Genomic DNA, 23,658 nt, shown 5'->3' with positions numbered 1-23,658 from the left:
ACAAGTCTATCGACATAAATTTAACAATATTGTCAAAAAATTCTCGAAATTGTTCGAAGATTGTCTATTTTTTATCTAAAGTTGTATCCCAATAATAAGTATGATAAAGTGAATATGAGACAAATGCTACAAAAGCATGAAGGAAGGAAAAAGCTTATGTTCAAGAAGACATTTAAAGGCGGCGTGCATCCGGACGACGGAAAACGGTACGCCAAGGATGCGTCTTACCGTGCATATCTTCCCCAGGGAGAGCTGGTATTTCCCATGAGTCAGCATATCGGAAAACCGGCGAAGCCACTGGTGAAGAAGGGCGATACGGTGCTGGCCGGCCAGCTGATCGGCGAAGCGGACGGCTTCGTATCGGCGAATATCGTCAGCTCCTGCTCCGGAACGGTAAAGGCTGTTGAGAACAGAAGAACAGCATCCGGTGCCAAGGTGATGTCCGTAGTGATCGAGAATGACGGACAGTACACCCTTGCAGAGGGCATCGGTGTCGAGCGCGACTACAAGATGCTTGGCAAAGAAGAGATTCTCGGAAGTATACAGAAAGCAGGTATCGTAGGAATGGGCGGAGCCGGATTCCCGGTTCATGTGAAGCTCGCTCCAAAGAATGCAGACGAGATCCGCTACATCATCGCGAATGGCGCGGAGTGCGAGCCTTATATCACCTGCGACGATCAGCTTATGCGTACAAAAAGCATGGAGCTGGCAGAAGGTATGAGAATTCTGTTAAAACTGTTCCCGGCGGCAGAGGGTGTCTTCCTGATCGAGGAGAATAAGCCGGAAGCCATCGCGGCTATGGAAAAGGCCTGTGCAGGCGATGAGAAGCTGAAGGTTCACGCGGCAAAATGCAAGTACCCCCAGGGCGGCGAGCGTTCCATCATCCAGGTGATCGCAGGCATCGACCTGAAGCTTGGTATGCTCCCGGCGGACGCTGGCTGCGTGGTGGACAATGTGGCGACCATTTACGCCATTTATCAGGCCGTATGTAAGTCCATCCCGCTGATGGAGCGTGGTTTCACCGTATCCGGCGATGTGGTAAAGGAGCCCTGTAATCTGATTGTGAAGATTGGAACCAATATGGCGGAGGTTCTGGAGACCGCAGGAGGCATCCGGGATGGCAAAGAGGCAGAAAAGTATCTGAGCGGCGGTCCCATGATGGGTATGGCGCTGGCAGACTTAAATGTACCGATCTGCAAGAATAATAACGCGCTGACCGTGCTGGGTGAGGATCCGGTAGCCAAGGCAGAGCAGCAGGAGACCGCGTGTCTGCGCTGCGGAAGATGTACGAGAGTCTGTCCTCTGGGCCTGTCTCCACAGGAGATGATGGATGCGGCCAAGAGAAGACGCTTCGTCCGTTACGAAAAGAAGCTGTACGGCCTGGAGTGCATTGCCTGCGGCTCCTGTACCTATGTCTGTCCGGCCAAGCGGCCCCTGATGCAGACCTTTAAGCAGACCAAGGCGGAGATTATGGCGAAGAAGAGAGCCGCGCAGGCGCAGCAGGGAGGTGCGAAGAAATGAGTAAACTGATGAATGTATCCTCCAGCCCCCATGTGCGGAGTAAGCTCACCACCAGACATGTCATGTGCGACGTGATTCTGGCGCTTCTTCCGGCGACGGTCATGGGCGTATATCATTTCGGATTTTCCGCTCTGGTGACAATTCTGGTGTCCATCGCGGCGGCGGTTCTGACAGAGTTTTTATTTGATAAGGCAACCGGAAAAGAGAACACGATTACAGATTGCAGCGCTATTGTCACAGGACTTCTCCTGGCGCTCTGTCTTCCCAATGGCGTGCCGCTTTACATACCGATTCTCGGAAGCTTATTTGCGATTCTTTTCACAAAATGCTGCTTCGGCGGTCTGGGTCATAACTTCATGAACCCGGCCCTGTCCGGACGATGCTTCCTGCTGATTTCCTTTGCAAGCGTCATGTCCACCTATACGGTAGACGGCGTCAGCAGCGCCACACCGCTGGCTGACCTGGCTGCTGGAAATAGTGTAAGCCTGATGCAGACCTTTCTGGGCCTGAACAACGGTGTCATCGGCTGCTCCGCAGCGGGACTTCTGCTGGGAGGTATTTATCTGCTGATCGTGGGCGGTATTACCTGGGAGATCCCGGTATCCGTGCTGGTATCCTTTACCGCGTTCATCGCTCTGTTCGGCGGCCACGGTTTTGATGTACAGTATCTGCTTCTGCAGCTGGCAGGCGGCGGCATCGTGATGGGCGCTTTCTTCATGGCCACTGACCCGGTGACCTGTCCCCTGGCTTCCGGCGGACAGCTGATCTACGGCGTGGCCCTGGGCATACTGGCAGCTGTGTTCCGTGTGTTCGGAACCTCCGCGGATTCTGTGAGCTACGCGATTATCATCTGTAATATGTTCGTTCCGCTGATTGATGAGATTTCCATTCCGAAGCCCTTCGGTTACCGGAAGAGAAAAGAAGGCGGAAAGAAGATTCCCACCGCTGCCATCGCCCTCTGCGTGATTACCCTGGTGGCCGGCGTGGCTTTAAGCGGTGTATATAAGATGACAGAAGGCAAGATTGCCGAGCAACAGCTGGCTGCCAAGGCGGCTTCCTATCAGGAGGTGTGCCCGGACGCAGTGGAGTTTACCTATGACGACGCGTTGACCGCCAAGGTGGATGCACTGAACGGCGAGGTATACGGCACCGACTTCGGCAAGGCTTATATCAATGAAGTTATCGTAGGAAAAGACGCCTCCGGCAATGTGACCGGTTATGTCATCAGCGCTTCCAGCGGCGACGGTATGGAAGGCGAGATCACCATGTCGGTAGGTATGGCGGCAGACGGAACTGTGACCGGTATTTCCTTCACCGTACTGAATGAGACCGCGGGCCTTGGCTCCCTGGTAGGTGAGGATGCCTTCAAGAGCCAGTTTGACGGCGTGAAGGCCGATAAGTTCACCCTGTTCAAGTCCGGCGGAGCTTCCGCACCGGGCGAGATCAACGGCGTCTCCGGCGCGACCATTTCCTCCAGCGCGGTGGTAAATGCAGTGAACGCTGCCGTAGACTTCTTTGAAAATGATATTCAGCAGGGAGGGAACTAAGCCATGAAACCTTGTACAGAACGCATCTATAACGGTGTTATAAAAGAAAATCCCACGCTGGTCCTGATGCTGGGCATGTGCCCCACGCTGGCGGTAACCACATCCTGCACGAACGGATTCGGAATGGGTGTATCCACACTGGTGGTGCTGGTCATGTCCAACCTGGTCATTTCCGCCCTGCGGAAGGTGATTCCCGACGACGTACGTCTGCCGGCTTATATCGTCATCGTAGCTTCTCTGGTTACGGTGGTGGAGCTTCTGATGGAGGCATATGTGCCCGCCATCTATGACGCTCTGGGAATCTACATTCCCCTGATTGTAGTAAACTGTATTATCCTGGGCCGTGCGGAAGCTTACGCTTCCAAGAACCCGCCCCTCCTGTCCGCCATGGACGGACTGGGCATGGGCCTCGGCTTTACCATTTCACTTTCCGTCATCGGCTTTATCCGTGAGCTTCTGGGTGCGGGCACCGTATTCGGCATGCAGGTGATGCCGGCCGCTTATAAGCCCATCGCCATCTTCATCAAGGCGCCCGGCGCGTTCCTGGTTCTGGCGGCTCTGGTTATCATTATGAACGCGCTGAAGATCAAGAACCGGGCAAACGCTATGGTACAGGGCTGCGATGGCTGCTGCGCTACCTGCGCGCATGCCAGGGAAGAAGGAAAGGAGGCGCAGAAATAAATGAAATCATTAATTCTGATTATCATTACAACGGCGCTGGTCAACAACGTGGTATTAAGCCAGTTCCTGGGAATCTGTTCCTTCCTGGGCGTATCCAGATATATTAAAACGTCCTTCAGTCTGGGCGCGGCGGTTATCTTCGTTATCACGGTAGCATCTGCGGTGGCGAACCTTCTGTACACCTATATACTGACGCCCCTGAATTTGGATTATCTGAAAACCATTGTCTTTATTCTGGTTATCGCGGCTCTGGTACAGATGGTGGAGATGTTTACCAAGAAAACCTCCCCGCCCCTTTACAAGGCGCTGGGCATCTACCTGCCGCTGATTACCACCAACTGCGCGGTTCTGGGCGTGGCACTGACTAATGTACAGAATGAGTACAATTTTGTAGAGAGCGTATTGGCCGGCTTCGGTACTGCAGTGGGCTATACCATTGCCATTGTCTTGCTGGCAGGTATCCGGAGCCGTATCGACGAGGAGGCTCTGCCCGCTGCCGTAAAGGGCGCGCCCATCGTGCTGATTTGTGCGGCACTGATGGCCATTGCGTTCATGGGCTTCAGCGGTCTGGCGCTGTCATAAGGAGGAAAATATGCAGGAAGTTATTATAGCGACATTGGTAGTAGGCATAATCGGACTTCTGATCGGCGTAGCTCTGGTGGCAGTCAGCAAGAAGTTCGCAGTGGAGACCGACGAGCGTGTCGGCCTCGTAAGAGAAAGCCTTCCGGGCAACAACTGCGGCGCCTGCGGTTACGCGGGCTGCGACGCGGTGGCGGCAGCCATCGTGGAGGGCAAGGCTCCGGTCAATGCCTGTCCGGTCTGCAATGCGGAAGCAGTGAAAAAAATCGGCGATATCATGGGTGTGCAGGCAGAGGCTGCGGAGCGTAAGGTTGCTTACGTGCACTGCGCGGGAACCTGTGACAAAACCTCTGTCCGGTGCAACTATGTGGGAATTCACGACTGCAGGGCGGCTGTACTTGCAGGAATCTCCGTCTGGGAATGTGATTACGGTTGTCTGGGCTTCGGCTCCTGCGCAGAGGCCTGTAAGTTTGGCGCTCTCCGCGTGGAGAACGGCGTAGCTATTGTGGATGAAACAAAATGTGCGGGTTGTGGCAAGTGCGCCAAAGCCTGTCCCAAGGGACTTATCGAACTGGTGCCGGCAGATAAGAAGATCGCGGTCCGCTGCGCGAGCCATGATCGGGGACCTGCGGTAAAGAAGGCCTGCACTGCAGGCTGTCTGGGCTGTGGTATCTGCGCAAAGCAGTGTGAGCACGAAGCAATTACCGTGGACGGCAATCTGGCCCATGTGGATTACACCAAGTGTGTGGGCTGCGGCAAGTGTGCCGAGAAGTGTCCGGTGAAGGTTATCGAAATGGTATAAATGATACACATCTGAGGTTATAAAAATGAAGCGAATCATGTCAGTCATTCTGGGAGTCCTGATTCTGATGATTACAGCAGGCTGTATTCTGCAGTATCGGAAAGGAGAGGGGGAAACGTCCTGTACTAAAGAGCTTTTTGCCATGGACACAGTCATGAGCTTTACTGCCTATGGATCAAAGGCAGAGGAGGCTGTGGATGCGGCCATGAAAGAAATTGAACGACTGGATGCTTTGCTTTCCACAGGAAAAGAATCCAGTGAGATCTCGCAGCTGAACGCTGCGGGATCTTTTCTGGTCTCTGAGGATACGAAAATGCTTCTGAAGGCGGCAGAAACCGTCTATGGGTCCACGGATGGTTCCTTTGATGTAACTATCTATCCGCTGATGCAGCTCTGGGGCTTTCCCACTGGAGATTATCATGTGCCCACGGAGGCAGAGCTTTCGGAGGTGCTTCCACTGGTGAATGCTTCCAGGATCCGGCTGGAGGGCAGCCGGGTGACACTGGGGGAAGGCCAGCGGATTGATCTGGGCGGGATCGCCAAGGGCTACGCCTCCGAACGGGTCATGGAGATTTACCGGGAGTACGGTGTTACTTCGGGCATGGTATCTCTGGGCGGAAATATCCAGACTCTGGGAGCAAAGCCTGACGGCACAGCCTGGAAGATCGGGATCCGGGATCCGGAGACAGAGAAAGAGGGGAACTCGGGCAGCGGTGCAGGTGGAATCCTTCTGGCTCTTCCGGTGGAGAATCAGGCAGTAATCACCTCAGGCGGCTATGAGCGTTATTTCGAGGAGAATGGAGAAACCTATATCCACATCCTGGATCCCAGAACCGGATATCCTGCGGATTCCGGTCTGCTTTCCGTTACTGTGGTTTCAGAGAATGGCATGTTGGCGGATGCGCTGTCCACATCCCTTTACATCATGGGTGCAGAAAAAGCAGCAGAGTACTGGAGAGCTCATGGCAGCGACAGCGGGAATGCCTTTGAGCTGATTCTGGTGGATACCTTCGGAAAGGTCTATGCAACGGAAGGTCTGCGTGATAAGATAGAAATGCAGGATACAGAGCGGCAGGTGAAGATCCTGGAGCGCTAAAGACCTGCGAACCACGCGAAAAGCAGGGGGAGGGATCGCGTTTTTACATGGCGAAAGATATACGGACAGAACAAAAAAGAAAATCGACTTATATTCTGGCAGTGCTGTGCGCCCTGGTTTTTCTGGGGGGAATCGGCGGCATGCTCTGGAATCTGACGAGAAGCCATGAAAGACAGGTGGAGATTCTACAGGATGGGAAGATTCTGTACACAGTGGATCTGGATAGGGCGGAGGATCGGACCTTTACCGTGACCTATGAGGGCAGAACCAATGAAATAGAGATACGGAATCATCAGATTCGCGTAAAAGCGGCGGATTGTCCCGACCAGATCTGCGTCCATATGGACTGGTTGGAGTCTGCGCCCATCGTGTGTCTGCCGAATCACCTGAGTATTCAGTATGCGGATGGGGAAAGTGCGTCCGGGCTGGATGCAGTGGCGAATTAAAGGGACTTTATGTATGAAAACAAATTTGTCAGAAAAACGAATTACAACCGGAAAACTTACGGAGCTGGCGCTGCTGACAGCGGCAGCTCTGATTTTATATGTGGTGGAGCTGCAGCTCCCCAATCCCATTCCCATCCCCGGCGTGAAGCTGGGACTGGCCAATATCGTGACGGTCTACGCGGTATACCGGTATCGGCCGGCAGAGGTGTTGATGGTGGTACTGGTGCGGATTTTTCTGGGTTCCCTGTATGGAGGAAGTATGATGACCTTCCTCTACAGCCTGGCGGGAAGCCTGCTGTGCCTGCTGGGCATGCTGCTTCTTCGGAAGGTTACCGATGACAGAACCATCTGGCTGGCCAGTGTGCTGGGGGCGGTGCTTCACAACCTGGGTCAGATGACCGTAGCGGTGCTCATAGCCGGAAAGGGCGTACTGTTCTACCTGCCTTTCCTGATGACGGCAGGCTGTATCGCCGGAGCATTCACAGGCTTCACAGCCCAGCTGGTGCGGAATCGGCTGGCGGGGAAATCTTGAACCGGAGAGGCCCGGAAGGAAAAACAGAAGAAATATAATAGAAAAAGTCAGATAAAATAGAATTAAAATGTTATGATTATTATGCAAATATGACGATTCTAAACAATTTATAAATTATTAGCAATCACTATTGACGAGTGCTAATAATGGTGCTATAACAGAACCAGAGCAAGGGAGAAGAAAGAAAATAAGAAAAAGCCCTTGCGGAACCTCCAGCAGAACTGAAGGGATATCAATAGGAGGAATGAGTTATGTTAGTACCGAGCATTTTTGGAGAGAGTTTATTAGATGATTTTGTAAATGATTTTGCATTTCCGTATACTAGTCCTAAGAAGGTGTACGGCAAGGAGGCAGCGCCTCTGATGCGCACCGATGTGAAGGAGACAAAGACAGGCTATGAACTGGAGATCGAGCTTCCGGGCGTAAAGAAAGAGGATGTGAAGGCTGAACTGAAGGATGGTTACATGACCATCACTGCTTCCACCGAGAGTAAGAAGGAGGAAAAACAGGACGGTAAGTATATCCGTAAGGAACGCTACAGCGGAACCACCAGCCGGAGCTTCTATGTGGGTGAGGATATCACTCAGGAAGATATCAAGGCGAAGTTTGAAAACGGTATGCTGAAGATTCTGGTTCCGAAGAAGGAAGAGCAGCCGAAGGTAGAAAAGAAGAGCTATATCGACATCGAAGGCTAAGGAAAAGCCTTTGCGGTAAGCAAAAGATAACAGGGGATGCGGCGTGGCTGCATCCCCGTTTTGCAGAAATTGATTTTGGCAGGCAGGAGGTGAGCGTGCAATATGAAACGGGATTATTACGATGTGCTTGGCATCGGAAAGCAGGCGGACGAGAAAGAGATTAAGCGTGCTTACCGAAAACTGGCAAAGAAGTACCATCCGGACACGAATCCGGGGGACAAAGCGGCCGAGCAGAAGTTTAAAGAGGTCACAGAGGCTTATAATGTGCTCAGTGATAAAGAAAAGAAGAAACTATATGATCAGTTCGGCTTTGCGGCCTTCGACGAGGCAGGTAACGCCAGGACGGACGCGGGCAGCGGGTTTTATGGCGGCGCAGGCGGTTCCGGTTTCGGCGGCTTTGGAAGCCGGGGAGGATTCCAAAACGGCAGTTTCCATACCGGCGAGGGCAGCGGCTATCAGGAATTTCATTTTGAGGGCGGCAATATGGACGATATGTTCGGAGATATCTTCGGAAATATGTTCCATGGCAGCGCAGGCTCCGGCAGAAGTGGCAGTTTCCACAGTAGCGGATTCACAGGCGGCGCGGGTGGTTCCGGCTTCGCCGGATTCAGCGGCCAGTCCGGGTATGGACGCCAGGCGTCTTACAAGGGCGAGGATTTGCATGCGGATATTACGGTGGGCTTCGACGAGGCGGCCTTTGGCTGCGATAAGATGATTCACATTCAGGCAGCAGACGGTACCGGCGTACAGTCCTTAAGTGTGCATATTCCGGCAGGTATCGACGACGGCAAGAGCGTGCGGCTCCGGGGCAAAGGCCATACGGGCTTCGGAGGCGGTGAAAACGGCGATTTGCTGCTGAAGGTACACATTGCACCGAAAGCAGGCTACGAGCGGAAGGGCATGGACGTGTACACCACAGCCAATATTCCATTTACCACGGCGGTCTTCGGCGGTGAAGCCAGCTTACCCACCCTCTACGGCAACGTGGTCTGCAAGGTTCCCGCAGGTACCCAGTCCGGCAAGAAGATTCGGCTCCGGGGAAAAGGCATCGTCTCCATGAAGAACCCGAAGGTTCACGGCGACCAGTATGTGACCATCCAGATTCAGGTTCCCACCACATTGACAGCCGAGCAGCGGCAAAAGCTACATGAATTTGAAAATGCCATGAAGCAGGGCGGCAGAAGCGCCGCATAAGATAGAAAGCAAAGGGCAGAGCCTTCGGAGCGGAAACGTTCCGGGGGCTTTGTTTTTTCTGAGCGGAACTTCTGAAAGAGCAGGTATTTTATTTGTATTGTAAACTTGAAAAATAAAATCTGTTGACAATCTGTACTTTTTCTTGCAAAAGCCCTGTTCTTATTATAAAATAAAAAGCAGTGCCATGACCGGATATACAGCCGGGCACTGATGGAAGAAAGTAGAAACAGAATTCAGAAAATGCGAAACTCCGAAAGAAAATTGATTTATTTATGGATTTTGCAGGACGGGTTATAAATATGGATAAAAAAGAAACGATGATCAAAGCCAAGGATTTGGTTTATGAATACAGAAAATACGATGAGGAAGGCCGTGAACGGGAACTGATCAAAGCTGTGAACGGCGTGAACTTCCAGATTGAAAAGGGTGATTTCGTGGCCATCCTGGGACATAACGGTTCCGGAAAGTCCACATTGGCAAAACATATCAATGCCCTGCTTGTGCCAAGCGCGGGAACTCTCTGGGTGGATGGCATCGACACAAAGGAAGAGGAGCGCGTCTGGGATGTGCGCCAGAGCGCCGGTATGGTATTCCAGAATCCGGACAACCAGATTATCGGAACTATTGTGGAAGAGGACGTGGGATTTGGTCCGGAGAATATGGGAGTCCCCACGAAAGAAATCTGGGAACGGGTGGAAGAGAGCCTGAAAGCAGTCAATATGCTCAAATACCGCCATCATTCCCCAAACAAATTATCCGGAGGTCAGAAGCAGCGGGTGGCCATCGCGGGCGTGGTAGCTATGCACCCGGAATGTATCGTGCTGGACGAGCCCACGGCCATGTTGGATCCCAACGGCCGGAAAGAGGTGATCCGTACGGTACGGGCCCTGAATCAAGTGGAAGATATTACGGTTATTTTGATCACTCATTATATGGAAGAAGTTATTTACGCGGACAAAGTCATTGTCATGGACGACGGAAAAATCGTCATGACCGGAACGCCCCGGGAGATTTTCTCCCAGGTTGAGACTCTGAAGTCCTACCGTCTGGACGTACCCCAGGCCACACAGCTGGCGTGGGAGCTGAAGAAGGCAGGTCTTGATCTGCCCGACGGAATCCTGACAAGAGAGGAACTGGTGGAAGCCCTATGTCACTTAAATTAGAGCATGTACAATATACCTACAGTCCTTCCACAGCCTACGAGATCCATGCGCTGAAGGATGTGAATCTGGAGATCCCTGACGGCCAGTTTATCGGCCTTATCGGTCACACCGGATCGGGAAAATCCACTCTGGTCCAGCATTTGAACGGTCTGGTAAAGGCCACCTCCGGCCATATTTATTTTAACGGGGAGGATATTTATGCAGATGGTTACGATATGCGGAAGCTCCGCAGCAAGGTGGGACTGGTGTTCCAGTACCCGGAGCATCAGCTTTTCGAGATGGACGTCTTAAGCGACATCTGCTTTGGACCAAAGAACCAGGGCCTTTCCAAAGAAGAGGCGGAAGTCCGGGCCAGAGAGGCCATGCGGATGGTAGGTCTTTCGGAGGAATACGAGAAGCAGTCGCCCTTTGAACTGTCTGGCGGGCAGAAGCGCCGTGTGGCTATCGCAGGCGTGCTTGCCATGGAGCCGGAGATTCTGATTCTGGATGAGCCCACGGCGGGTCTGGATCCCCGGGGCCGGGACGAGATTCTGGATCAGATAAGCAGGCTTCATAAGGAACGGGGTATCACCATCGTGCTGGTTTCCCATAGTATGGAGGATGTGGCAAAGTACGTGGAGCGTATCATCGTCATGAACCAGGGCGAGGTGCTGCACGACGGAGCGCCAAGAGAGGTATTCCGCCATTACAAGGAACTGGAGAGCGTGGGCCTGGCCGCACCTCAGGTGACTTACATTCTGCATACCCTGAAGGAAAAGGGATTTGGTGTGGACGAGGATGCCACGACCATAGAAGAGGCAAGGGATACCATACTGAGGGTATTCCGGGATAAGGTAAAGAAACATGATTAGAGATATAACGCTGGGACAGTATTACCCGGCAGATTCCATTTTGCATAAATTAGACCCCCGCGTGAAGCTGGTGACCACCATTGCTTTTCTGGTGGCCCTCTTTGTGGCAGACGACTGGGTGGGCTATTTGGTGGCTACGGTGTTCCTGGTGGCAGTTATTAAGCTGTCCAGAGTACCCTTTCATTTTATGGTAAAAGGCCTGAAGGCAATCTTCTTTATCCTGCTGATTACATTGATTTTCAATCTGTTTCTGACGCCCGGCGACGTGGTGCTGGTGCAGATCTGGAAGCTGAAGATTACAGATAAGGGCCTGCACACTGCCATTTTCATGGCCATCCGATTGATTTACCTGATCTTAGGTTCCTCGGTCATGACCCTGACCACCACGCCCAACGATCTGACGGACGGTCTGGAGAAGCTTATGAGCCCCTTAAAGAAACTGCACGTACCGGTGCATGAGGTGGCTATGATGATGTCCATCGCCCTGCGTTTTATCCCGATTCTTCTGGAGGAGACGGATAAGATCATGAAAGCCCAGATTGCTCGGGGCGCGGATTTTGAAAATGGAAATCTGATTCAGAAGGCAAAGAATCTGGTGCCCCTGCTGGTGCCGTTGTTTATCTCCGCCTTCCGCCGTGCCAACGACCTGGCCATGGCCATGGAGGCGAGATGCTATCGGGGCGGCGAGGGCAGAACGAAAATGAAGCCGCTGATATATGCCAGACGCGATTATTACGCCTATGGCGTGGTAGTAATCTTTCTGGCGGCGATTATCGCGGTGAGAGTGGTATTATGAAACGTGTGATGCTGATTGTGGCCTATGACGGCACAAATTACTGCGGCTGGCAGGTACAGAATAACGGAACTACCATAGAGGGAGAGCTGAACAAAGCTCTTTCTTCTTTATTAAAAGAAGAGATCACGGTCATTGGAGCCAGCCGGACCGATTCCGGGGTCCATGCCCTGGGAAATGTGGCGGTTTTCGATACGGAGGCCCGGATGCCTGCAGAGAAGATGGCCTATGCCCTGAACAGCCGTCTGCCCGAGGATATCCGGGTGCAGCAGTCCTTCCGGGTGGCTGACGGTTTCCATCCCCGGAAGACCAGCTGCATCAAGACCTACGAATACCGGATTTTGAACCGGGAGTTTGAGCTGCCCGGGGAGCGGCTGAACAGCCATTTTTTCCGGAAAGAACTGGACGTGGCGAAGATGCAGGCGGCCTGCCCGCCTTTTCTGGGAGAACATGATTTCAAAAGCTTCTGCAGTATCCATACCCAGGCGGAGACCACGATTCGGACCATTCACAGTCTGAATGTGACGAAAGAGGGCGATATTATCCGCATCCGAGTGACGGGCAATGGCTTCTTATATAATATGGTCCGCATCATCGCGGGAACCCTGATTCAGGTGGGCTTCGGTGCCACCGACCCGTCGGAGATTCCGGCCATACTGGCAGCCTGTGACCGCCAGGCAGCGGGCCCCACAGCCCCGGCCAGAGGTCTGACTCTGGTAAAAATGGAGTATCCGGAGCATCCGGAATTTCCAGCCTAAAAAAGTGATATTTTTCTCAAAAAGTGGTTGACACACCCGGGATCGTATAATATAATAATTCAATGTGACGTAGTGCGAAAATGTCTGAGCCAAAGCCCCGGTAATGACATATTTCCATAGAAGTTTCAATTTATTTTCAGGAGGAAAACCAATGAAAAGTTACATGGCTAGTCCGGCAACAATCGAAAGAAAATGGTATGTAGTTGACGCTACAGGATATACATTAGGACGTTTGGCTTCAGAAGTAGCTAAAGTTCTGAGAGGTAAGAACAAGGCAATCTTTACTCCGCACATCGACACCGGAGATTATGTAATCGTTGTAAATGCAGACAAGATCAAAGTAACCGGCAAGAAGCTGGATCAGAAGATTTACTATCATCACTCTGATTACGTAGGCGGTATGAAAGAGACCACTCTGCGTGAGATGATGAACAAGAAGCCGGAGAAGGTTATCGAGCTCGCTGTAAAGGGCATGCTTCCGAAGGGACCGCTGGGAAGACAGATGTATACAAAGCTTCACGTATACGCTGGTCCGGAGCACAATCATGAGGCTCAGAAGCCGGAAGTGCTTACATTTTAATTGAGAAAAGGTTAAAGGAGGAAATTTACAGTGGCTAAGTCAAAATTCTACGGAACTGGCAGAAGAAAGAAATCCATCGCAAGAGTATACCTGGTACCGGGTACTGGAAATATCACCATCAATAAGAGAAGCATCGACGAGTATCTTGGTCTTGAGACCCTGAAGGTAGTCGTTCGTCAGCCGCTCGTTGCTACAGAGACAGCAGACAAGTTCGACGTTCTGGTAAATGTTCGCGGAGGCGGATATACAGGACAGGCTGGTGCTATCCGTCATGGTATCGCAAGAGCCCTGCTTCAGGCAGATCCGGATTACCGTCCGGTTCTGAAGAAGGCTGGTTACCTGACTCGTGACCCGAGAATGAAAGAGCGTAAGAAGTACGGTCTCAAAGCAGCTCGTCGCGCTCCGCAGTTCAGCAAGAGATAATTCAATCGAATATCGAAAAAGAGCAACAGACCCCGAAAATCCAGTATTTTCGGGGTTTTCTTTATATTCTGAAAATCTATCAGACACCCTCAAAACACACGAAAATGTTCCGGTAACTAACAGGTAACACACAGGTAACTAACACGAAAACAGGTGTCTTGTGCAATACTTTTGAAATCTTGTGCAAGACACATTTTTGCATGAAAAAAGGGCGATTCAATCACCCTTTTCTTTGCAGTATTCAATGATACATGACCGGACATCTTTTTTCGTCCGGCAGTGACAGGAATGACCGTCCTTGAATATGATGTCATATCCGTCGTGCATGTTTCCAGTGATTCCGGAAATCATTTCCCTGTTCTTTTCTGCAACCTGCATCGTGTCGAACATTCCGCACTGGTCTTTTCTGACAAGGTCTTGAATGTATGCGTTGATAGACATTCCCTTGTCTGCTGCGAGCGTCCGGATAATATCTTTCATTCCTTTAGGAACTGCGAGGTTTATTCGTTCATAATGCTCTTTATAAAAATTATTCTTGTATTCTGTTCTATTCATGACATCACCCTCCATCAAATCAAGTTGATCGCCTCAAGTTTGGTCGGGAGTTCAATGTGGGTGTAGACGTTTTCGGTCACACCCTGTCCTTTATGCCCGACAATTTTCTTGATGAATCTCTCGTCAACTTCCTTTTCGGTGAGGAGAGAGATGCAGGTGTGTCTTGTATCATGCGGGCGGTGTCCGTCATAGACAGGTTCTTTTTTCGTTTCATCAATGACGAATTTCCCGAAACCGAACTCAAGCATCAGAGGAATCCAGTAAGAATCATAATAATTCCGGTACTGAAAAGGTTCGTCGTCGGGTGTACAAATCAGATGGTCACATTTCCGGTTCATCCAGTATTCAAAGAATGGCACAATCTTTTCAGCAATTGGAACTTCTCTGATTCCTGCCTCTGTTTTGGATTCTTTCACATAGAACCATCGTTCATCAAGATGGATGTCCTTTTTCTCAAGGTCGAGGAGTTCACCGATGCGGACACCGGAATAAATCATAATAAGAATGACGGTCACATATATGTTTGAACCCTTGCATTTCCACAGAATAGAAATCTCTTTCTTTGAAAAAGGTTTCCGGTTGTATGCGTTCGGATTTCCCGCCTTGCTTATATCAACGTATCTGACCATGTCTCTTTTATCTTGAGACACAATCTCGTGAATGACAGCATAGTCATACATGAGACCCCACAGGATTTTCAAGGTTTTAAGTGTGGGAGTATTTTTGCCGGAGTTATCGACGACACTTTGCAGGTGATCCAGTTTGATGTCAACGAATCTCATTTTCCACAGGGGTTTCGATGTGTTAAAAGCAGCCTTGTAACCATTCGTGTCCTTGATTTTTTCAAAATGGATTTCTGACCAATTCTCATATACTTCCTCGAAAGTAATAGTTGCATGGTGTAAATCAAAGGGGTCTTTATTGTATTCTGCTAATGCAGTGAGAGCCTCTTTGCGTGTCGGGTAATATCCGACGGTTATATATAATTGTTTTGATTTTCCGGTTATAGGGTCAATTTCCCACCCTTTTGTCTTTTTTGCTACATAGGGATTTCGTCGGTTTCCGGATAATTTATAGACCGACCCGAACCCGTTCGGTAGTTTCATTCAATCACCATCCTAAAAAAGAGTATAAAAAATAAAACCAATGCAAAAAGCACGGTTTTATGATAGAATGGTGTTTGCAGGAACATTCTGTCAGTGCTTTTTGCAGGAGCATGAGACGGAGGTTTCACAAGGACGATTCGTGTTGCAGCACGGGTCGTCTTTTTTGTTACGATTTTTTATATTTTCGTCCGACAATGATGGACAATACACCTCCGGCAATCGCAACAGCACCGCCAAGCGGAGCAATTAACAATAAAACAAGACCGACGAGGATAAGCAAAGCACCGATAACGGTGAACACTACACTATATACACGATTTGTCTTGATTGATTCTGCGTTTTGAACAGGAGCAGAAACAGAATCATCGACCGTTGCAGCGATCGGGGATTCGTTCTGACTGAAATCCGGAGCAGAATCATATATGTCTATATTGATAACACATCCATATTTCAGACCGGAATCACCTCCGGTGATGTCATCAACAGAAACAGCAAAATAACAATCTTTATATTTCTGATAGATTGTCGCAGCCAATTCTTTCGAGACATGTCCGATGCAGTTTCCGAGAGCATCCGTCACAGCATAGGCGGGTTCGTTTTCGTATTCATGATAATTCAGCAACAGAGCCTCTCCAACAGACAAGCCGGAAATGATGTCCTGCCTGCTTGTTCCGTCATCATTATCAAATGACACACCGACAACTCTCGTTGTCATGCTTTTCAAAAGTTCACTCATGAAAACACCTCCATTCTACAAGTGAATAACGCATACTGTACTCTTTTCATTGTGAAAGGAGGTGGACAGTATGCAAATTCGTTTGTGGGAAATGAGAACCGCAAAAGGTCTCACATTGATGGAGTTGGCGAAGAAATCCGGAATCGGAAAATCGACGCTCAACAACATCGAAAACGGTAAGGTGTCACCGACATTGTTTCAACTTGAAACGATAGCGATTGCACTGGAGGTCAGAATCACAGACCTGTTTGAATCCGAGTACAAATAAAATTATTATAGCATGATGTGACGAATGGTCGTCCGTTCGGGGAGATATTTCCACAATTATGGAAATGATGTCCGATTTTTCCACAATCATGGAAAAATGTGCTATTCTGTACTACGGAAAGGGGTGGTGTTCCCTTGCATTACAAAGAGACTATCATTGAGTTAGTCGGTAAGATACAAAGCGAAAAAGTCCTCAAGAGGATATATAAATTCGTTTTATATCTGTACACCCATGAGACTGGCAGTTGAAAAAGACTGTCAGTCTTTTTTTATTTCACGCAGGTATTTCATCGAATCGTCCTCCGACAAGATTTTGCGTCCGAGCAAATAACCGGAAAGACTACACAAACGCTGAACCTGTTCCTCGTCATCAAGCATGTTAAACATTTCAAGCAAAATCAACTCTCGACGAGTGAGAGAATATAATTCAGATGCTTTTTTCATCATTTCTCCTCTCTCAATGAAATGTAATAATCAACAAGTCTGTCAAATGCCTTGATGTCATCATCCGAGGCATACAAGAGCATTTTTATCATATTTTTGCGGGTCTCATTTTCACCCACCATGATGCGGTCGATTCTTTCAAAAAAGTCATCGTCGGTCTCAACGAACATTTCTCCCTCTCCAGTGGTCAACCACATATAATCTACACCAAACTCTCGACAAATGGATTTTGTCATCTGTTCAGTGAGACTACGTTCACCCTTTTCAAGACGAGAAATTGCGGTTTTGGTCACACCAAGTTTTTCACCGAATTTTTCAAGGGTAAGACCGAGCGAATTTCGCACATCTTTGATGCGTTCACCCTGCGTCATATCGAATCACCTCCTTTGTTTTGCATAAAGCATAACACGGTAACTGACAAAAATCAATAAAAAAGTAACCATAGGCAACAAAAAAGTATTGACAAGGTGGACACAGGTCACTATAATGTAACCAAAGGCAACAGAAAGCAGGAAAGAACGGGTGAAGCGATAGGGCTACACGCAAGTGACATGGTGGTCAGGCTGCCGGATAGCAGATAGAGCGTGTGAAGAATAAACATGACCCGTCAAAGTAGTTGAAGAAAACAGGAACGGTAGGGCAAGAAAGCACAGTGTACCGCACTATTTGAAGAAAGCGGACAGGCTGAACCAATCAGCACTTTACCCCTATTCCAAGAAACCGTTAAGTGGAAGAATCAACCGAGCGAGAGGACACAGCACTGTTGCCCTTTTATAAGAATAGGAGGAATGGAAATGGAAAAAGAAAGATACTTGAAATATGTGAAAATCTGCGAGAGAGCAGAAAGAATGAAAATTGACACAGGTGATCGCATGGGAGCACTGATGGACATCGAGAGTGCAGACAAGAAATTCAACATGAGACTGGATGACTGGTTGCAAGCAGATGATTTCAATTTCGCACATGACTATTGTGGTATTCAAAACAATATAAAACGAGGAGAATTTCCGGCAACGGATTTCGGATTTTTTCTCCCAAGATTCGCAGGTACACACTAAAAGCCGAAACGGGGCAGCAGTCGCCCCGTCAGCGTCCGGATGGCGACCGACGCTCTGACGATGGCAAGCCGAAAGACAGCGTCGGAATACCGTGAGAAACATGGCAGCGGGTGAACTTGCTAAAAGGTTCATAGTTGGATGACAGGTTTTCGGTGACTTTTTAAGGCGAAAAGACACAACACGGTAAATTCAGCCGGAACAGAGGCGAGGTCATGAACAGACCGAGAGAGCCTCCACAGGAGGAAACAGGATGCAGGAAATGAAATATTTCAACGAGGGAAATGATTGCGACATCTGCAAAAACCAACTCATGACAGGACGAGACGGAACGGTCGAGGATTGCCGGAGGAGACAGAATGGGTTGTCATGCAGATTCGAGGAGCGTGACATTCGGACATGTCCGGTGTGCGAACATGAGGTTGATCGTGAGGATATGTATTTCACAAAGGATTGTCATGGAATCCCGTTCAGACTGGTGTGTGACAGATGCTATCAGAGAATCATGTCAAAAGGATATGACGGGGAATATTACACAGAGGCAGACGAACAGATTGAGGACGACTATTGAGAGCCGAAACGGGCAGCAGTCGCCCGTCTGTGTGGGATGACCGCCCACGCATTGACAAGGCAGGTCAGAACAGGAGGTCAGACGGATGGAAGTCGGACGTATATTGCCAACCGAGGCAGCAGTCATATTGAATGTATCACCGCAATTCATCCGAATAGCGATGCAGCAAGGGAAACTCCCTATCGGAACAGCGGTGCAGATGTCATCAATATGGACTTATCACATTTCGGAGAAACTGCTTGCAGATTATTCCGGAAAAGACATACAGGCAGAACTTGAGAGAATCAGAGGAAAGAGAGGAGCGTGACATATATGTCAAAGGATGAAAGAAAAGAAATGATTGAGAACATCGCAGAGCGGTTCACACAGATGGATGACGTTGACAAGTCCTATATTGCCGGATATATGGCAGGAAAACAGGAGGAACGTCAGAAATGGGAGCAGCAGGGAAAGACAGCGGTTGCAACAGCGTGAGGATGACTTGTGTTTGATACGGAGGGGGCGATTTACGAGGAATACACCTAAAAAATGAATATGCAGAGCATGAGAAAAAAGAGCAAAAAGAAAGGAGACCGTTGCAGCGGTCTCCCGTTTAGCAGTCTGTGTCAGACGCTTAAAACACTAAAAATATTATAGCAAATCTGACACCATATTGCAAGCATGAAAAAGCGGGAAAACCCCGCAGTTTCAAAGGGTTTTAGACCCTTTTGACGACCTTGTGATGGATAGTAACAAGTCGTTGAAAAGTATATATAAGGGCAGCAGGAGGAACGGTGTCAGAATGGCAAAGAGAAAGAGAGGGATGACGTTCATCCCGTATGACTATGAGGCAGCATACAACAAGAGCCTTGAGGACATGCACGAGTTTTTTGTTGAGCAGTTATTCAAGCAGGGGAAAAAGGTTGTATATGCCCTCAAGGAGATACGAGCAGGAGACCAGTTCGAGATTGAGATATATCCGCAGTTCAAGAAAATGGATGAAGTACCTCCGGAGGGTCGGAGTATCAAAAAGGACAATGACAAGGCTCAAAGGAATCTGAATGACAAGAACGCAAGGAAATATGTGGAGCGTCTTATCAATGAGAATTTCACGGACAGGGATTTGTGGCTCACGTTTACATACGACAATGAGCATCTCCCTCCGGACGGAGACATCGACGCAGCAATCAAGAACGTGCAGAAATTCATCCGACGGGTGAATTATCAGAGAAAGAAAAGGGGTCTCCCGAACGCAAGATATGTCTATGTGACCGCCTACAATCCGACAGAGGAAATCCGGTGGCATCATCACATTGTCATGGATGGCGACATGGACATGGATGTGGTTGAGGGATGTTGGAAACAGAGCAGCAGGAACGAGGTTCGGAGACTGCAAAAGGACGAGAACGGTTTGACAGGAATGGCAAAGTATATCGTCGAGGAAAAGAACAGGGTGAAATCGGAGAAACGGTGGAACTCCTCACAGGGATTGAGAGACCCCGACATCAAGGTGGTTCATTCCAAGAGACCGACAGCAAAAGCCGGAGGATATAAGAAAATCGGAACATACGTCGAGACCATGAGAAAAGGACATGAGCAGGTTCGTGAGCAGATGTTGAAATGGTATCCGGATTTTGATTTTACAGATGCGGGAATCTATTACAACGATTTCAACTCAATGTTCTACATACGGGCGAGAATGAGGAAACGGAGGCAGCAATGAAAGCAAAAAGAAAGAGAAGAATGAGCAGGAGGAGACGGGAACGGACATATATTGCGGTGATGGTATTACTGGCGATCGCTGTGAGCATAGGTCTGACACGCTCTGTCATGCGAGATGACAAGGAATTTGAGGAGCATGAGCAGCAGTCGCAGGAGTTCAATGCACGGATGCAGAGAATCGACGAGAAAAGAGAGGCATCCGGACAAAATGCAATGCTTGAGCAGGTGCGAACATGGCAGCAGGAGCAGGACACAGAACCGGACAAGTATGCAGTATTTGACACCATGTCGGCAGACTGGGGAGGTGAGGAGGACGGATTTGTGTTCTATGAGATACCGGAGGAATACAGTCGAACAGGTGGCTATTTTCCGGAAAAGATGCAGGTATATACATATTGCGTCTGCAAACAGTACGGGGTCAGATATGACCTTGTGGTCGCTCTGATTGAGAAAGAATCCGGATATAAATTCGACAAGGTTGGTGATGATGGTCATTCTATCGGGTACATGCAGATATATGAGGAGTGCCACAGAGACAGAATGGAACGTCTGAACGTCACAGACCTCACGAATCCATATCAGAATGTGCTTGTCGGTATTGATTACCTGTCAGAACTGATTGAGAGGTATGGAACGATTCAAGATGCACTTGCAGCGTATAACTACGGGGAGCAGGGAGCAAAACAGCACCTATGGAAAAAGGGAATTTATGTGTATGACTACAATCAGACCATCATGAACCGGATGAAAGAAATTGAGGAGGAACTGGAGCAGGATGCAGGTGATTGAGAGGATTCTGCACATGTTGAGGGTCAAGGATTGCAGACATGTGTGTCTGTTCTGCGAATATTATGACATGTGCAAACAGGAAACAGGGAGTAGGAAAGAGGTGAAAGAGAATGAACATGAAATATGCAATGAGAAGTGAGGACACGGAGCAAATCAACGTCGTATCATGGGCGAACTGGAATGTGAATCGCTATCCGGAACTGAAATGGCTGCATCATGTACCGAACGGAGGCAGCAGGAACAAGCAGGAGGCGGTCAAACTCAAACAGATGGGTGTTAAGGCGGGTGTATCTGATTTGTGCCTCCCGTACCCGAAAGGACTGTACTGTGGGTTATACATCGAGATGAAATTCGGTGATAACAGGCAGCAGGAGACACAAAAAGAGTTTCTCTCCGACATGTCAGCAGCCGGACATTTCGTCGCAACTTGCTATTCGGCAGAGGAGGCAATCAAAGTCATTGAGGAATATTTGAATCTTGCGTTGTGTTATTGTCCGGAGGAGGATTTCAACAACAAAATGAGCATCCCGAACAACAGCATCCTCAAGAATGGCGAGGTCAAAGAGAGCAAGCCGAGGAGGAAATGAGGAGGTGCAGCAGGATGACGGTCAAGGATATTATGACGTTACTTGAAAGTCCGGACAGGGTTCGGGTCATCAAGGACGGTGAGGAGATATACAATCAGTATTTCGCAAACATGGAGGTTGACAAGGACATCGTCGCACAGATAGGAGATGCAGAGGTCAAGAGGTTCAGAGCAGTTCCGGAAATCCGACACAAGAGATGGAGAGAATTGAATCTAATGCAGCCACTAAAGCCGGAAGAAACACCGGACTATTCTTTCAGAGATTTGCAGATGTGCATATATCACACAATCACGATATAGCGGGGAGGTGAGGACATGAGGAAAATCATCATCGTGGCAGCAGTCGTCGCCACAGCACTGGCAGCAGGATTCACGTTCGTCCTTTACAAAGTCGGTGAAGAAATGAACATGAACCGCTGCGGGTGGAGATAACAGGACAGTAACAAGAGGATAACAGGAGGAACAGGAAAAATGAGAATTATTGCAGTAATGTCACCGAAAGGTGGAATCGGAAAGACAACGACATCGGATGCGATCGCTTACATGTTGGGAGAGGAGCAGGAGAAACGTGTTCTCATTCTTGACGGAGACCCGCAGGGCGATACATCCAAGACATTCGAGGCATACGAGCCGGAGGGAACAGGAATGAGTGAACTGCTTGAGCGTCATGTGAGCGTGGGCGGGTCATACCGCACAACGGACTTGATAAGACCGACACAATACAGTCACATTGACATCATCCCTGCAAACGGGTATCTCATGCAGACAGACATGAACCTGCTGCTCAAGCAGGAGGCGAACCAAGTCACAAGGCTGCGGGATGCACTGGAGGAAGTATCGGAGGCATACGACTATTGCATTTGTGATTGTGGTCGTCTGCTTGACATGGTGGTCATCAACATTCTACTGGCAGCAGAACTCGTCATTGCACCCGTAAAGGTCGGAGGATATGAAAACGAGGCGATTCACAATTTGCAGGAGCAGGTTGACGATCTCCGGGAAATCAATCCGGAACTCCGAATCAAGGGTCTTGTGACCATGAGACAGAAAAACAAGACATCACTGGATTTTGAGGAATGGATGAAAACCAGTTCCGGATTTGATATGTTTGTCACTCCGATTCGTCGGTCGATTGTAGCAGAAAAGGCATCCATGAAAATGGCAATCCTCCCACAGTTTTCAAAGAACTGCATCGTGTCACAGGACTATCGCAATGTGGTTCATGAATTACTCAAGGAACTGGAGGGATAGACATGGAAAATATAAAAATTTTCAAAATGGATGATTATTCATGGTATGCAGCACACAATCTCATGGAATTTTTGAACTGGTACAACAAACACATAGACAGTATACAAACTCCGGACGACTTGTCAGAGTTGGAAATCATCGAACCGGAGGACGGAACGATGTGGAGCAACAAAAACATAACGCAGGAGGATGTCGAAACACTGGGAGATGCGGATGAAATATGCAGAGGAGGAATCGGAGACCTAAAGAGACATGATGGAGATATATTCAAGATGCAGACATTCGCTGACGTACTGGGAGACGAGGACATCAAAGAACCGTATGAGATAGCGTCAACAGAATAGTGAGGTGACAGGAATGACGACGAAAGAAAGAGAAATTGTCGAAAGGCTCAATCATCCGGTGTACACGACGGATTTTCTTGAGGAGTGGATTCAGAGAAAAGACAATGTGTTCATAAATGCACCCGCAGCATTGCAAGCAATGGGAGCAAAAGGATTTTATGAGGCAGTCAAACAAATGGCAAAGAATGAGGAGGAAAAAGGACAATGAGCAATATCATCAACACAGCACCGTGTCGATTCTGCGGACAGATGGTGCAGATTGACAGCGAGGAGAAATTGACACAGCCACAGGCAGAGGAACAGGCGACAATGTCCTGCACCTGCGAACAGGCGGTTGAGTATCAGAAAGAGAAACAGAGGAAAGAAAAAGCAATACAGAACGTCGCTGCATTATTCGGAGAGATGGCAGCAGCGGAAAAGAGATGCGGTGAGGGCATCGTGAAACTGCTCAATGCAGCAGTCGAGGAGATATACACCGGAGGACTTGCAAAGGTCACTCTGAACCTCCGAGGGGGGTCAAAGCATCAATTTCACAAAATGCAAAGGGTGAAATCAATGTCGAGCGTACAGAGACCAAGAAACAGAAATTGAC

General features: G+C 49.1%; 34 protein-coding genes and 1 pseudogene. 30 read left to right on the top strand and 5 right to left on the bottom strand.

The window, feature by feature from the left end; translation table 11 throughout:
* The first annotated feature begins 156 nt into the window (after positions 1 to 156).
* The 17 genes and pseudogenes from rsxC (at position 157) to rpsI (ending at position 13,661) form a co-directional block, all read left to right on the top strand.
* Positions 157 to 1,521, top strand: coding sequence for an electron transport complex subunit RsxC (gene rsxC, locus H8S44_RS06105; RefSeq protein WP_186871703.1), 1,365 nt, complete (start codon positions 157 to 159; stop codon positions 1,519 to 1,521).
* Positions 1,518 to 2,450, top strand: a pseudogene (locus H8S44_RS16830) (RnfABCDGE type electron transport complex subunit D); the annotation flags it as partial. The gene rsxC and the pseudogene H8S44_RS16830, both read left to right, overlap by 4 nt.
* A 33-nt stretch (positions 2,451 to 2,483) precedes the next feature.
* The gene (locus H8S44_RS16825; protein ID WP_334297563.1) at positions 2,484 to 3,068 is read left to right on the top strand and encodes an RnfABCDGE type electron transport complex subunit G; all 585 of its coding nucleotides are present in this window, start codon (positions 2,484 to 2,486) and stop codon (positions 3,066 to 3,068) included.
* A 3-nt stretch (positions 3,069 to 3,071) separates the two neighbouring features.
* The gene (gene rsxE, locus H8S44_RS06095) at positions 3,072 to 3,749 is read left to right on the top strand and encodes an electron transport complex subunit RsxE (protein ID WP_186871701.1); all 678 of its coding nucleotides are present in this window, start codon (positions 3,072 to 3,074) and stop codon (positions 3,747 to 3,749) included.
* Positions 3,750 to 4,331 (top strand): electron transport complex subunit RsxA, encoded by a 582-nt coding sequence (rsxA, locus tag H8S44_RS06090; RefSeq protein ID WP_186871700.1) that lies wholly within the window; start codon positions 3,750 to 3,752, stop codon positions 4,329 to 4,331.
* A gap of 10 nt (positions 4,332 to 4,341) precedes the next feature.
* Positions 4,342 to 5,130: an RnfABCDGE type electron transport complex subunit B gene (locus H8S44_RS06085; RefSeq protein ID WP_186871699.1), complete on the top strand. Its 789-nt coding sequence runs from the start codon at positions 4,342 to 4,344 to the stop codon at positions 5,128 to 5,130.
* Positions 5,131 to 5,155: 25 nt separating this feature from the next.
* Entirely contained in the window at positions 5,156 to 6,226 is a 1,071-nt protein-coding gene (locus tag H8S44_RS06080) for an FAD:protein FMN transferase (protein WP_186871698.1), read from the top strand.
* Between the two features lie 47 nt (positions 6,227 to 6,273).
* Positions 6,274 to 6,672: a NusG domain II-containing protein gene (locus H8S44_RS06075; RefSeq protein WP_186871697.1), complete on the top strand. Its 399-nt coding sequence runs from the start codon at positions 6,274 to 6,276 to the stop codon at positions 6,670 to 6,672.
* A 13-nt stretch (positions 6,673 to 6,685) separates the two neighbouring features.
* The gene (locus H8S44_RS06070; RefSeq protein WP_207724090.1) at positions 6,686 to 7,204 is read left to right on the top strand and encodes a Gx transporter family protein; all 519 of its coding nucleotides are present in this window, start codon (positions 6,686 to 6,688) and stop codon (positions 7,202 to 7,204) included.
* A gap of 251 nt (positions 7,205 to 7,455) precedes the next feature.
* Positions 7,456 to 7,899 carry an Hsp20/alpha crystallin family protein gene (locus H8S44_RS06065; protein WP_186871696.1) on the top strand — a complete coding sequence of 148 codons (444 nt, stop codon included), beginning with the start codon at positions 7,456 to 7,458 and terminating at the stop codon, positions 7,897 to 7,899.
* A 102-nt stretch (positions 7,900 to 8,001) separates the two neighbouring features.
* Positions 8,002 to 9,093, top strand: a complete 1,092-nt coding sequence (locus tag H8S44_RS06060) for a DnaJ C-terminal domain-containing protein (RefSeq protein ID WP_186871695.1) — start codon at positions 8,002 to 8,004, stop codon at positions 9,091 to 9,093.
* 299 nt (positions 9,094 to 9,392) lie between these two features.
* Positions 9,393 to 10,256 (top strand): energy-coupling factor transporter ATPase, encoded by an 864-nt coding sequence (locus H8S44_RS06055; RefSeq protein ID WP_186871694.1) that lies wholly within the window; start codon positions 9,393 to 9,395, stop codon positions 10,254 to 10,256.
* Positions 10,241 to 11,107 (top strand): energy-coupling factor transporter ATPase, encoded by an 867-nt coding sequence (locus tag H8S44_RS06050; RefSeq protein ID WP_186871693.1) that lies wholly within the window; start codon positions 10,241 to 10,243, stop codon positions 11,105 to 11,107. Before H8S44_RS06055 ends, H8S44_RS06050 begins: the two co-directional genes overlap by 16 nt.
* Positions 11,100 to 11,903 carry an energy-coupling factor transporter transmembrane component T family protein gene (locus H8S44_RS06045; protein ID WP_186871692.1) on the top strand — a complete coding sequence of 268 codons (804 nt, stop codon included), beginning with the start codon at positions 11,100 to 11,102 and terminating at the stop codon, positions 11,901 to 11,903. Before H8S44_RS06050 ends, H8S44_RS06045 begins: the two co-directional genes overlap by 8 nt.
* Complete coding sequence (truA, locus tag H8S44_RS06040) at positions 11,900 to 12,658, top strand: tRNA pseudouridine(38-40) synthase TruA (protein ID WP_186871691.1); 759 nt, start codon at positions 11,900 to 11,902, stop codon at positions 12,656 to 12,658. The genes H8S44_RS06045 and truA overlap by 4 nt, the downstream gene beginning before the upstream one ends.
* Before the next feature lie 151 nt (positions 12,659 to 12,809).
* On the top strand, positions 12,810 to 13,238 hold the full coding sequence (gene rplM / locus H8S44_RS06035; RefSeq protein ID WP_158365013.1) for a 50S ribosomal protein L13: 429 nt from the start codon (positions 12,810 to 12,812) through the stop codon (positions 13,236 to 13,238).
* A 30-nt stretch (positions 13,239 to 13,268) separates the two neighbouring features.
* The gene (gene rpsI / locus H8S44_RS06030; protein WP_158365014.1) at positions 13,269 to 13,661 is read left to right on the top strand and encodes a 30S ribosomal protein S9; all 393 of its coding nucleotides are present in this window, start codon (positions 13,269 to 13,271) and stop codon (positions 13,659 to 13,661) included.
* A gap of 216 nt (positions 13,662 to 13,877) precedes the next feature.
* Here the strand turns inward: rpsI and H8S44_RS06025 are convergent, their stop codons facing one another.
* The 3 genes from H8S44_RS06025 to H8S44_RS06015 form a co-directional block, all read right to left on the bottom strand.
* Positions 13,878 to 14,216 (bottom strand): hypothetical protein, encoded by a 339-nt coding sequence (locus H8S44_RS06025; RefSeq protein ID WP_226970647.1) that lies wholly within the window; start codon positions 14,214 to 14,216, stop codon positions 13,878 to 13,880.
* Positions 14,217 to 14,230: 14 nt separating this feature from the next.
* Positions 14,231 to 15,322: a tyrosine-type recombinase/integrase gene (locus tag H8S44_RS06020; protein WP_186871690.1), complete on the bottom strand. Its 1,092-nt coding sequence runs from the start codon at positions 15,320 to 15,322 to the stop codon at positions 14,231 to 14,233.
* Between the two features lie 166 nt (positions 15,323 to 15,488).
* Complete coding sequence (locus tag H8S44_RS06015) at positions 15,489 to 16,058, bottom strand: hypothetical protein (RefSeq protein ID WP_186871689.1); 570 nt, start codon at positions 16,056 to 16,058, stop codon at positions 15,489 to 15,491.
* 70 nt (positions 16,059 to 16,128) lie between these two features.
* On the opposite strand from H8S44_RS06015, the gene H8S44_RS06010 reads away from it, so the two are divergent.
* Positions 16,129 to 16,326 (top strand): helix-turn-helix domain-containing protein, encoded by a 198-nt coding sequence (locus tag H8S44_RS06010; protein ID WP_003506120.1) that lies wholly within the window; start codon positions 16,129 to 16,131, stop codon positions 16,324 to 16,326.
* 257 nt (positions 16,327 to 16,583) lie between these two features.
* On the opposite strand, the gene H8S44_RS06005 is transcribed toward H8S44_RS06010, so the two are convergent.
* Both H8S44_RS06005 and H8S44_RS06000 read right to left on the bottom strand, forming a co-directional pair.
* Positions 16,584 to 16,772: a hypothetical protein gene (locus tag H8S44_RS06005; RefSeq protein ID WP_141711045.1), complete on the bottom strand. Its 189-nt coding sequence runs from the start codon at positions 16,770 to 16,772 to the stop codon at positions 16,584 to 16,586.
* Positions 16,769 to 17,140 (bottom strand): helix-turn-helix domain-containing protein, encoded by a 372-nt coding sequence (locus tag H8S44_RS06000; RefSeq protein WP_118382541.1) that lies wholly within the window; start codon positions 17,138 to 17,140, stop codon positions 16,769 to 16,771. Before H8S44_RS06000 ends, H8S44_RS06005 begins: the two co-directional genes overlap by 4 nt.
* Positions 17,141 to 17,563: 423 nt before the next feature.
* On the opposite strand from H8S44_RS06000, the gene H8S44_RS05995 reads away from it, so the two are divergent.
* From H8S44_RS05995 to H8S44_RS05940, 12 genes are all read left to right on the top strand, one after another.
* Positions 17,564 to 17,827, top strand: a complete 264-nt coding sequence (locus H8S44_RS05995) for a DUF6874 family protein (protein ID WP_069424308.1) — start codon at positions 17,564 to 17,566, stop codon at positions 17,825 to 17,827.
* Between the two features lie 250 nt (positions 17,828 to 18,077).
* On the top strand, positions 18,078 to 18,395 hold the full coding sequence (locus tag H8S44_RS05990; RefSeq protein ID WP_004605244.1) for a hypothetical protein: 318 nt from the start codon (positions 18,078 to 18,080) through the stop codon (positions 18,393 to 18,395).
* 85 nt (positions 18,396 to 18,480) lie between these two features.
* Positions 18,481 to 18,702, top strand: a complete 222-nt coding sequence (locus H8S44_RS05985) for a hypothetical protein (protein WP_003506129.1) — start codon at positions 18,481 to 18,483, stop codon at positions 18,700 to 18,702.
* Between the two features lie 5 nt (positions 18,703 to 18,707).
* Positions 18,708 to 18,869, top strand: a complete 162-nt coding sequence (locus H8S44_RS05980; RefSeq protein WP_003506130.1) for a hypothetical protein — start codon at positions 18,708 to 18,710, stop codon at positions 18,867 to 18,869.
* Positions 18,870 to 19,176: 307 nt separating this feature from the next.
* Positions 19,177 to 20,097, top strand: a complete 921-nt coding sequence (locus H8S44_RS05975) for a rolling circle replication-associated protein (protein WP_186871688.1) — start codon at positions 19,177 to 19,179, stop codon at positions 20,095 to 20,097.
* On the top strand, positions 20,094 to 20,885 hold the full coding sequence (locus tag H8S44_RS05970) for a lytic transglycosylase domain-containing protein (protein ID WP_186871687.1): 792 nt from the start codon (positions 20,094 to 20,096) through the stop codon (positions 20,883 to 20,885). The genes H8S44_RS05975 and H8S44_RS05970 overlap by 4 nt, the downstream gene beginning before the upstream one ends.
* Before the next feature lie 110 nt (positions 20,886 to 20,995).
* Positions 20,996 to 21,472 (top strand): VRR-NUC domain-containing protein, encoded by a 477-nt coding sequence (locus tag H8S44_RS05965; protein ID WP_186871686.1) that lies wholly within the window; start codon positions 20,996 to 20,998, stop codon positions 21,470 to 21,472.
* A 14-nt stretch (positions 21,473 to 21,486) separates the two neighbouring features.
* Positions 21,487 to 21,771, top strand: coding sequence for a hypothetical protein (locus H8S44_RS05960; RefSeq protein WP_118492907.1), 285 nt, complete (start codon positions 21,487 to 21,489; stop codon positions 21,769 to 21,771).
* A 171-nt stretch (positions 21,772 to 21,942) separates the two neighbouring features.
* Complete coding sequence (locus tag H8S44_RS05955; protein WP_186871685.1) at positions 21,943 to 22,722, top strand: ParA family protein; 780 nt, start codon at positions 21,943 to 21,945, stop codon at positions 22,720 to 22,722.
* A 2-nt stretch (positions 22,723 to 22,724) separates the two neighbouring features.
* Positions 22,725 to 23,066: a hypothetical protein gene (locus tag H8S44_RS05950; protein ID WP_186871684.1), complete on the top strand. Its 342-nt coding sequence runs from the start codon at positions 22,725 to 22,727 to the stop codon at positions 23,064 to 23,066.
* 13 nt (positions 23,067 to 23,079) lie between these two features.
* On the top strand, positions 23,080 to 23,274 hold the full coding sequence (locus tag H8S44_RS05945) for a hypothetical protein (protein ID WP_186871683.1): 195 nt from the start codon (positions 23,080 to 23,082) through the stop codon (positions 23,272 to 23,274).
* Positions 23,271 to 23,657: a hypothetical protein gene (locus H8S44_RS05940; RefSeq protein WP_243167492.1), complete on the top strand. Its 387-nt coding sequence runs from the start codon at positions 23,271 to 23,273 to the stop codon at positions 23,655 to 23,657. The genes H8S44_RS05945 and H8S44_RS05940 overlap by 4 nt, the downstream gene beginning before the upstream one ends.
* The last annotated feature ends 1 nt before the right edge of the window (position 23,658 follow it).

It is taken from the genome of Anaerosacchariphilus hominis, assembly GCF_014290175.1.
In the GTDB taxonomy this organism is placed as follows: domain Bacteria; phylum Bacillota; class Clostridia; order Lachnospirales; family Lachnospiraceae; genus Laedolimicola; species Laedolimicola hominis.
The sequence above is the reverse complement of the archived record's forward strand: the minus strand, read 5'-3'. Positions and strand labels throughout refer to the sequence as shown.

Coding starts and splice junctions, on each gene's coding strand:
- rsxC (WP_186871703.1), top strand. CDS start 157: ATGTTCAAGAAGACATTTAAAGGCGGCGTGCATCCGGACGACGGAAAA.
- rsxE (WP_186871701.1), top strand. CDS start 3,072: ATGAAACCTTGTACAGAACGCATCTATAACGGTGTTATAAAAGAAAAT.
- rsxA (WP_186871700.1), top strand. CDS start 3,750: ATGAAATCATTAATTCTGATTATCATTACAACGGCGCTGGTCAACAAC.
- H8S44_RS06085 (WP_186871699.1), top strand. CDS start 4,342: ATGCAGGAAGTTATTATAGCGACATTGGTAGTAGGCATAATCGGACTT.
- H8S44_RS06080 (WP_186871698.1), top strand. CDS start 5,156: ATGAAGCGAATCATGTCAGTCATTCTGGGAGTCCTGATTCTGATGATT.
- H8S44_RS06075 (WP_186871697.1), top strand. CDS start 6,274: ATGGCGAAAGATATACGGACAGAACAAAAAAGAAAATCGACTTATATT.
- H8S44_RS06070 (WP_207724090.1), top strand. CDS start 6,686: ATGAAAACAAATTTGTCAGAAAAACGAATTACAACCGGAAAACTTACG.
- H8S44_RS06065 (WP_186871696.1), top strand. CDS start 7,456: ATGTTAGTACCGAGCATTTTTGGAGAGAGTTTATTAGATGATTTTGTA.
- H8S44_RS06060 (WP_186871695.1), top strand. CDS start 8,002: ATGAAACGGGATTATTACGATGTGCTTGGCATCGGAAAGCAGGCGGAC.
- H8S44_RS06055 (WP_186871694.1), top strand. CDS start 9,393: ATGGATAAAAAAGAAACGATGATCAAAGCCAAGGATTTGGTTTATGAA.
- H8S44_RS06050 (WP_186871693.1), top strand. CDS start 10,241: ATGTCACTTAAATTAGAGCATGTACAATATACCTACAGTCCTTCCACA.
- H8S44_RS06045 (WP_186871692.1), top strand. CDS start 11,100: ATGATTAGAGATATAACGCTGGGACAGTATTACCCGGCAGATTCCATT.
- truA (WP_186871691.1), top strand. CDS start 11,900: ATGAAACGTGTGATGCTGATTGTGGCCTATGACGGCACAAATTACTGC.
- rplM (WP_158365013.1), top strand. CDS start 12,810: ATGAAAAGTTACATGGCTAGTCCGGCAACAATCGAAAGAAAATGGTAT.
- H8S44_RS06025 (WP_226970647.1), bottom strand. CDS start 14,216: ATGAATAGAACAGAATACAAGAATAATTTTTATAAAGAGCATTATGAA.
- H8S44_RS06020 (WP_186871690.1), bottom strand. CDS start 15,322: ATGAAACTACCGAACGGGTTCGGGTCGGTCTATAAATTATCCGGAAAC.
- H8S44_RS06015 (WP_186871689.1), bottom strand. CDS start 16,058: ATGAGTGAACTTTTGAAAAGCATGACAACGAGAGTTGTCGGTGTGTCA.
- H8S44_RS06010 (WP_003506120.1), top strand. CDS start 16,129: ATGCAAATTCGTTTGTGGGAAATGAGAACCGCAAAAGGTCTCACATTG.
- H8S44_RS06005 (WP_141711045.1), bottom strand. CDS start 16,772: ATGATGAAAAAAGCATCTGAATTATATTCTCTCACTCGTCGAGAGTTG.
- H8S44_RS06000 (WP_118382541.1), bottom strand. CDS start 17,140: ATGACGCAGGGTGAACGCATCAAAGATGTGCGAAATTCGCTCGGTCTT.
- H8S44_RS05995 (WP_069424308.1), top strand. CDS start 17,564: ATGGAAAAAGAAAGATACTTGAAATATGTGAAAATCTGCGAGAGAGCA.
- H8S44_RS05990 (WP_004605244.1), top strand. CDS start 18,078: ATGCAGGAAATGAAATATTTCAACGAGGGAAATGATTGCGACATCTGC.
- H8S44_RS05985 (WP_003506129.1), top strand. CDS start 18,481: ATGGAAGTCGGACGTATATTGCCAACCGAGGCAGCAGTCATATTGAAT.
- H8S44_RS05980 (WP_003506130.1), top strand. CDS start 18,708: ATGTCAAAGGATGAAAGAAAAGAAATGATTGAGAACATCGCAGAGCGG.
- H8S44_RS05975 (WP_186871688.1), top strand. CDS start 19,177: ATGGCAAAGAGAAAGAGAGGGATGACGTTCATCCCGTATGACTATGAG.
- H8S44_RS05970 (WP_186871687.1), top strand. CDS start 20,094: ATGAAAGCAAAAAGAAAGAGAAGAATGAGCAGGAGGAGACGGGAACGG.
- H8S44_RS05965 (WP_186871686.1), top strand. CDS start 20,996: ATGAACATGAAATATGCAATGAGAAGTGAGGACACGGAGCAAATCAAC.
- H8S44_RS05960 (WP_118492907.1), top strand. CDS start 21,487: ATGACGGTCAAGGATATTATGACGTTACTTGAAAGTCCGGACAGGGTT.
- H8S44_RS05955 (WP_186871685.1), top strand. CDS start 21,943: ATGAGAATTATTGCAGTAATGTCACCGAAAGGTGGAATCGGAAAGACA.
- H8S44_RS05950 (WP_186871684.1), top strand. CDS start 22,725: ATGGAAAATATAAAAATTTTCAAAATGGATGATTATTCATGGTATGCA.
- H8S44_RS05945 (WP_186871683.1), top strand. CDS start 23,080: ATGACGACGAAAGAAAGAGAAATTGTCGAAAGGCTCAATCATCCGGTG.
- H8S44_RS05940 (WP_243167492.1), top strand. CDS start 23,271: ATGAGCAATATCATCAACACAGCACCGTGTCGATTCTGCGGACAGATG.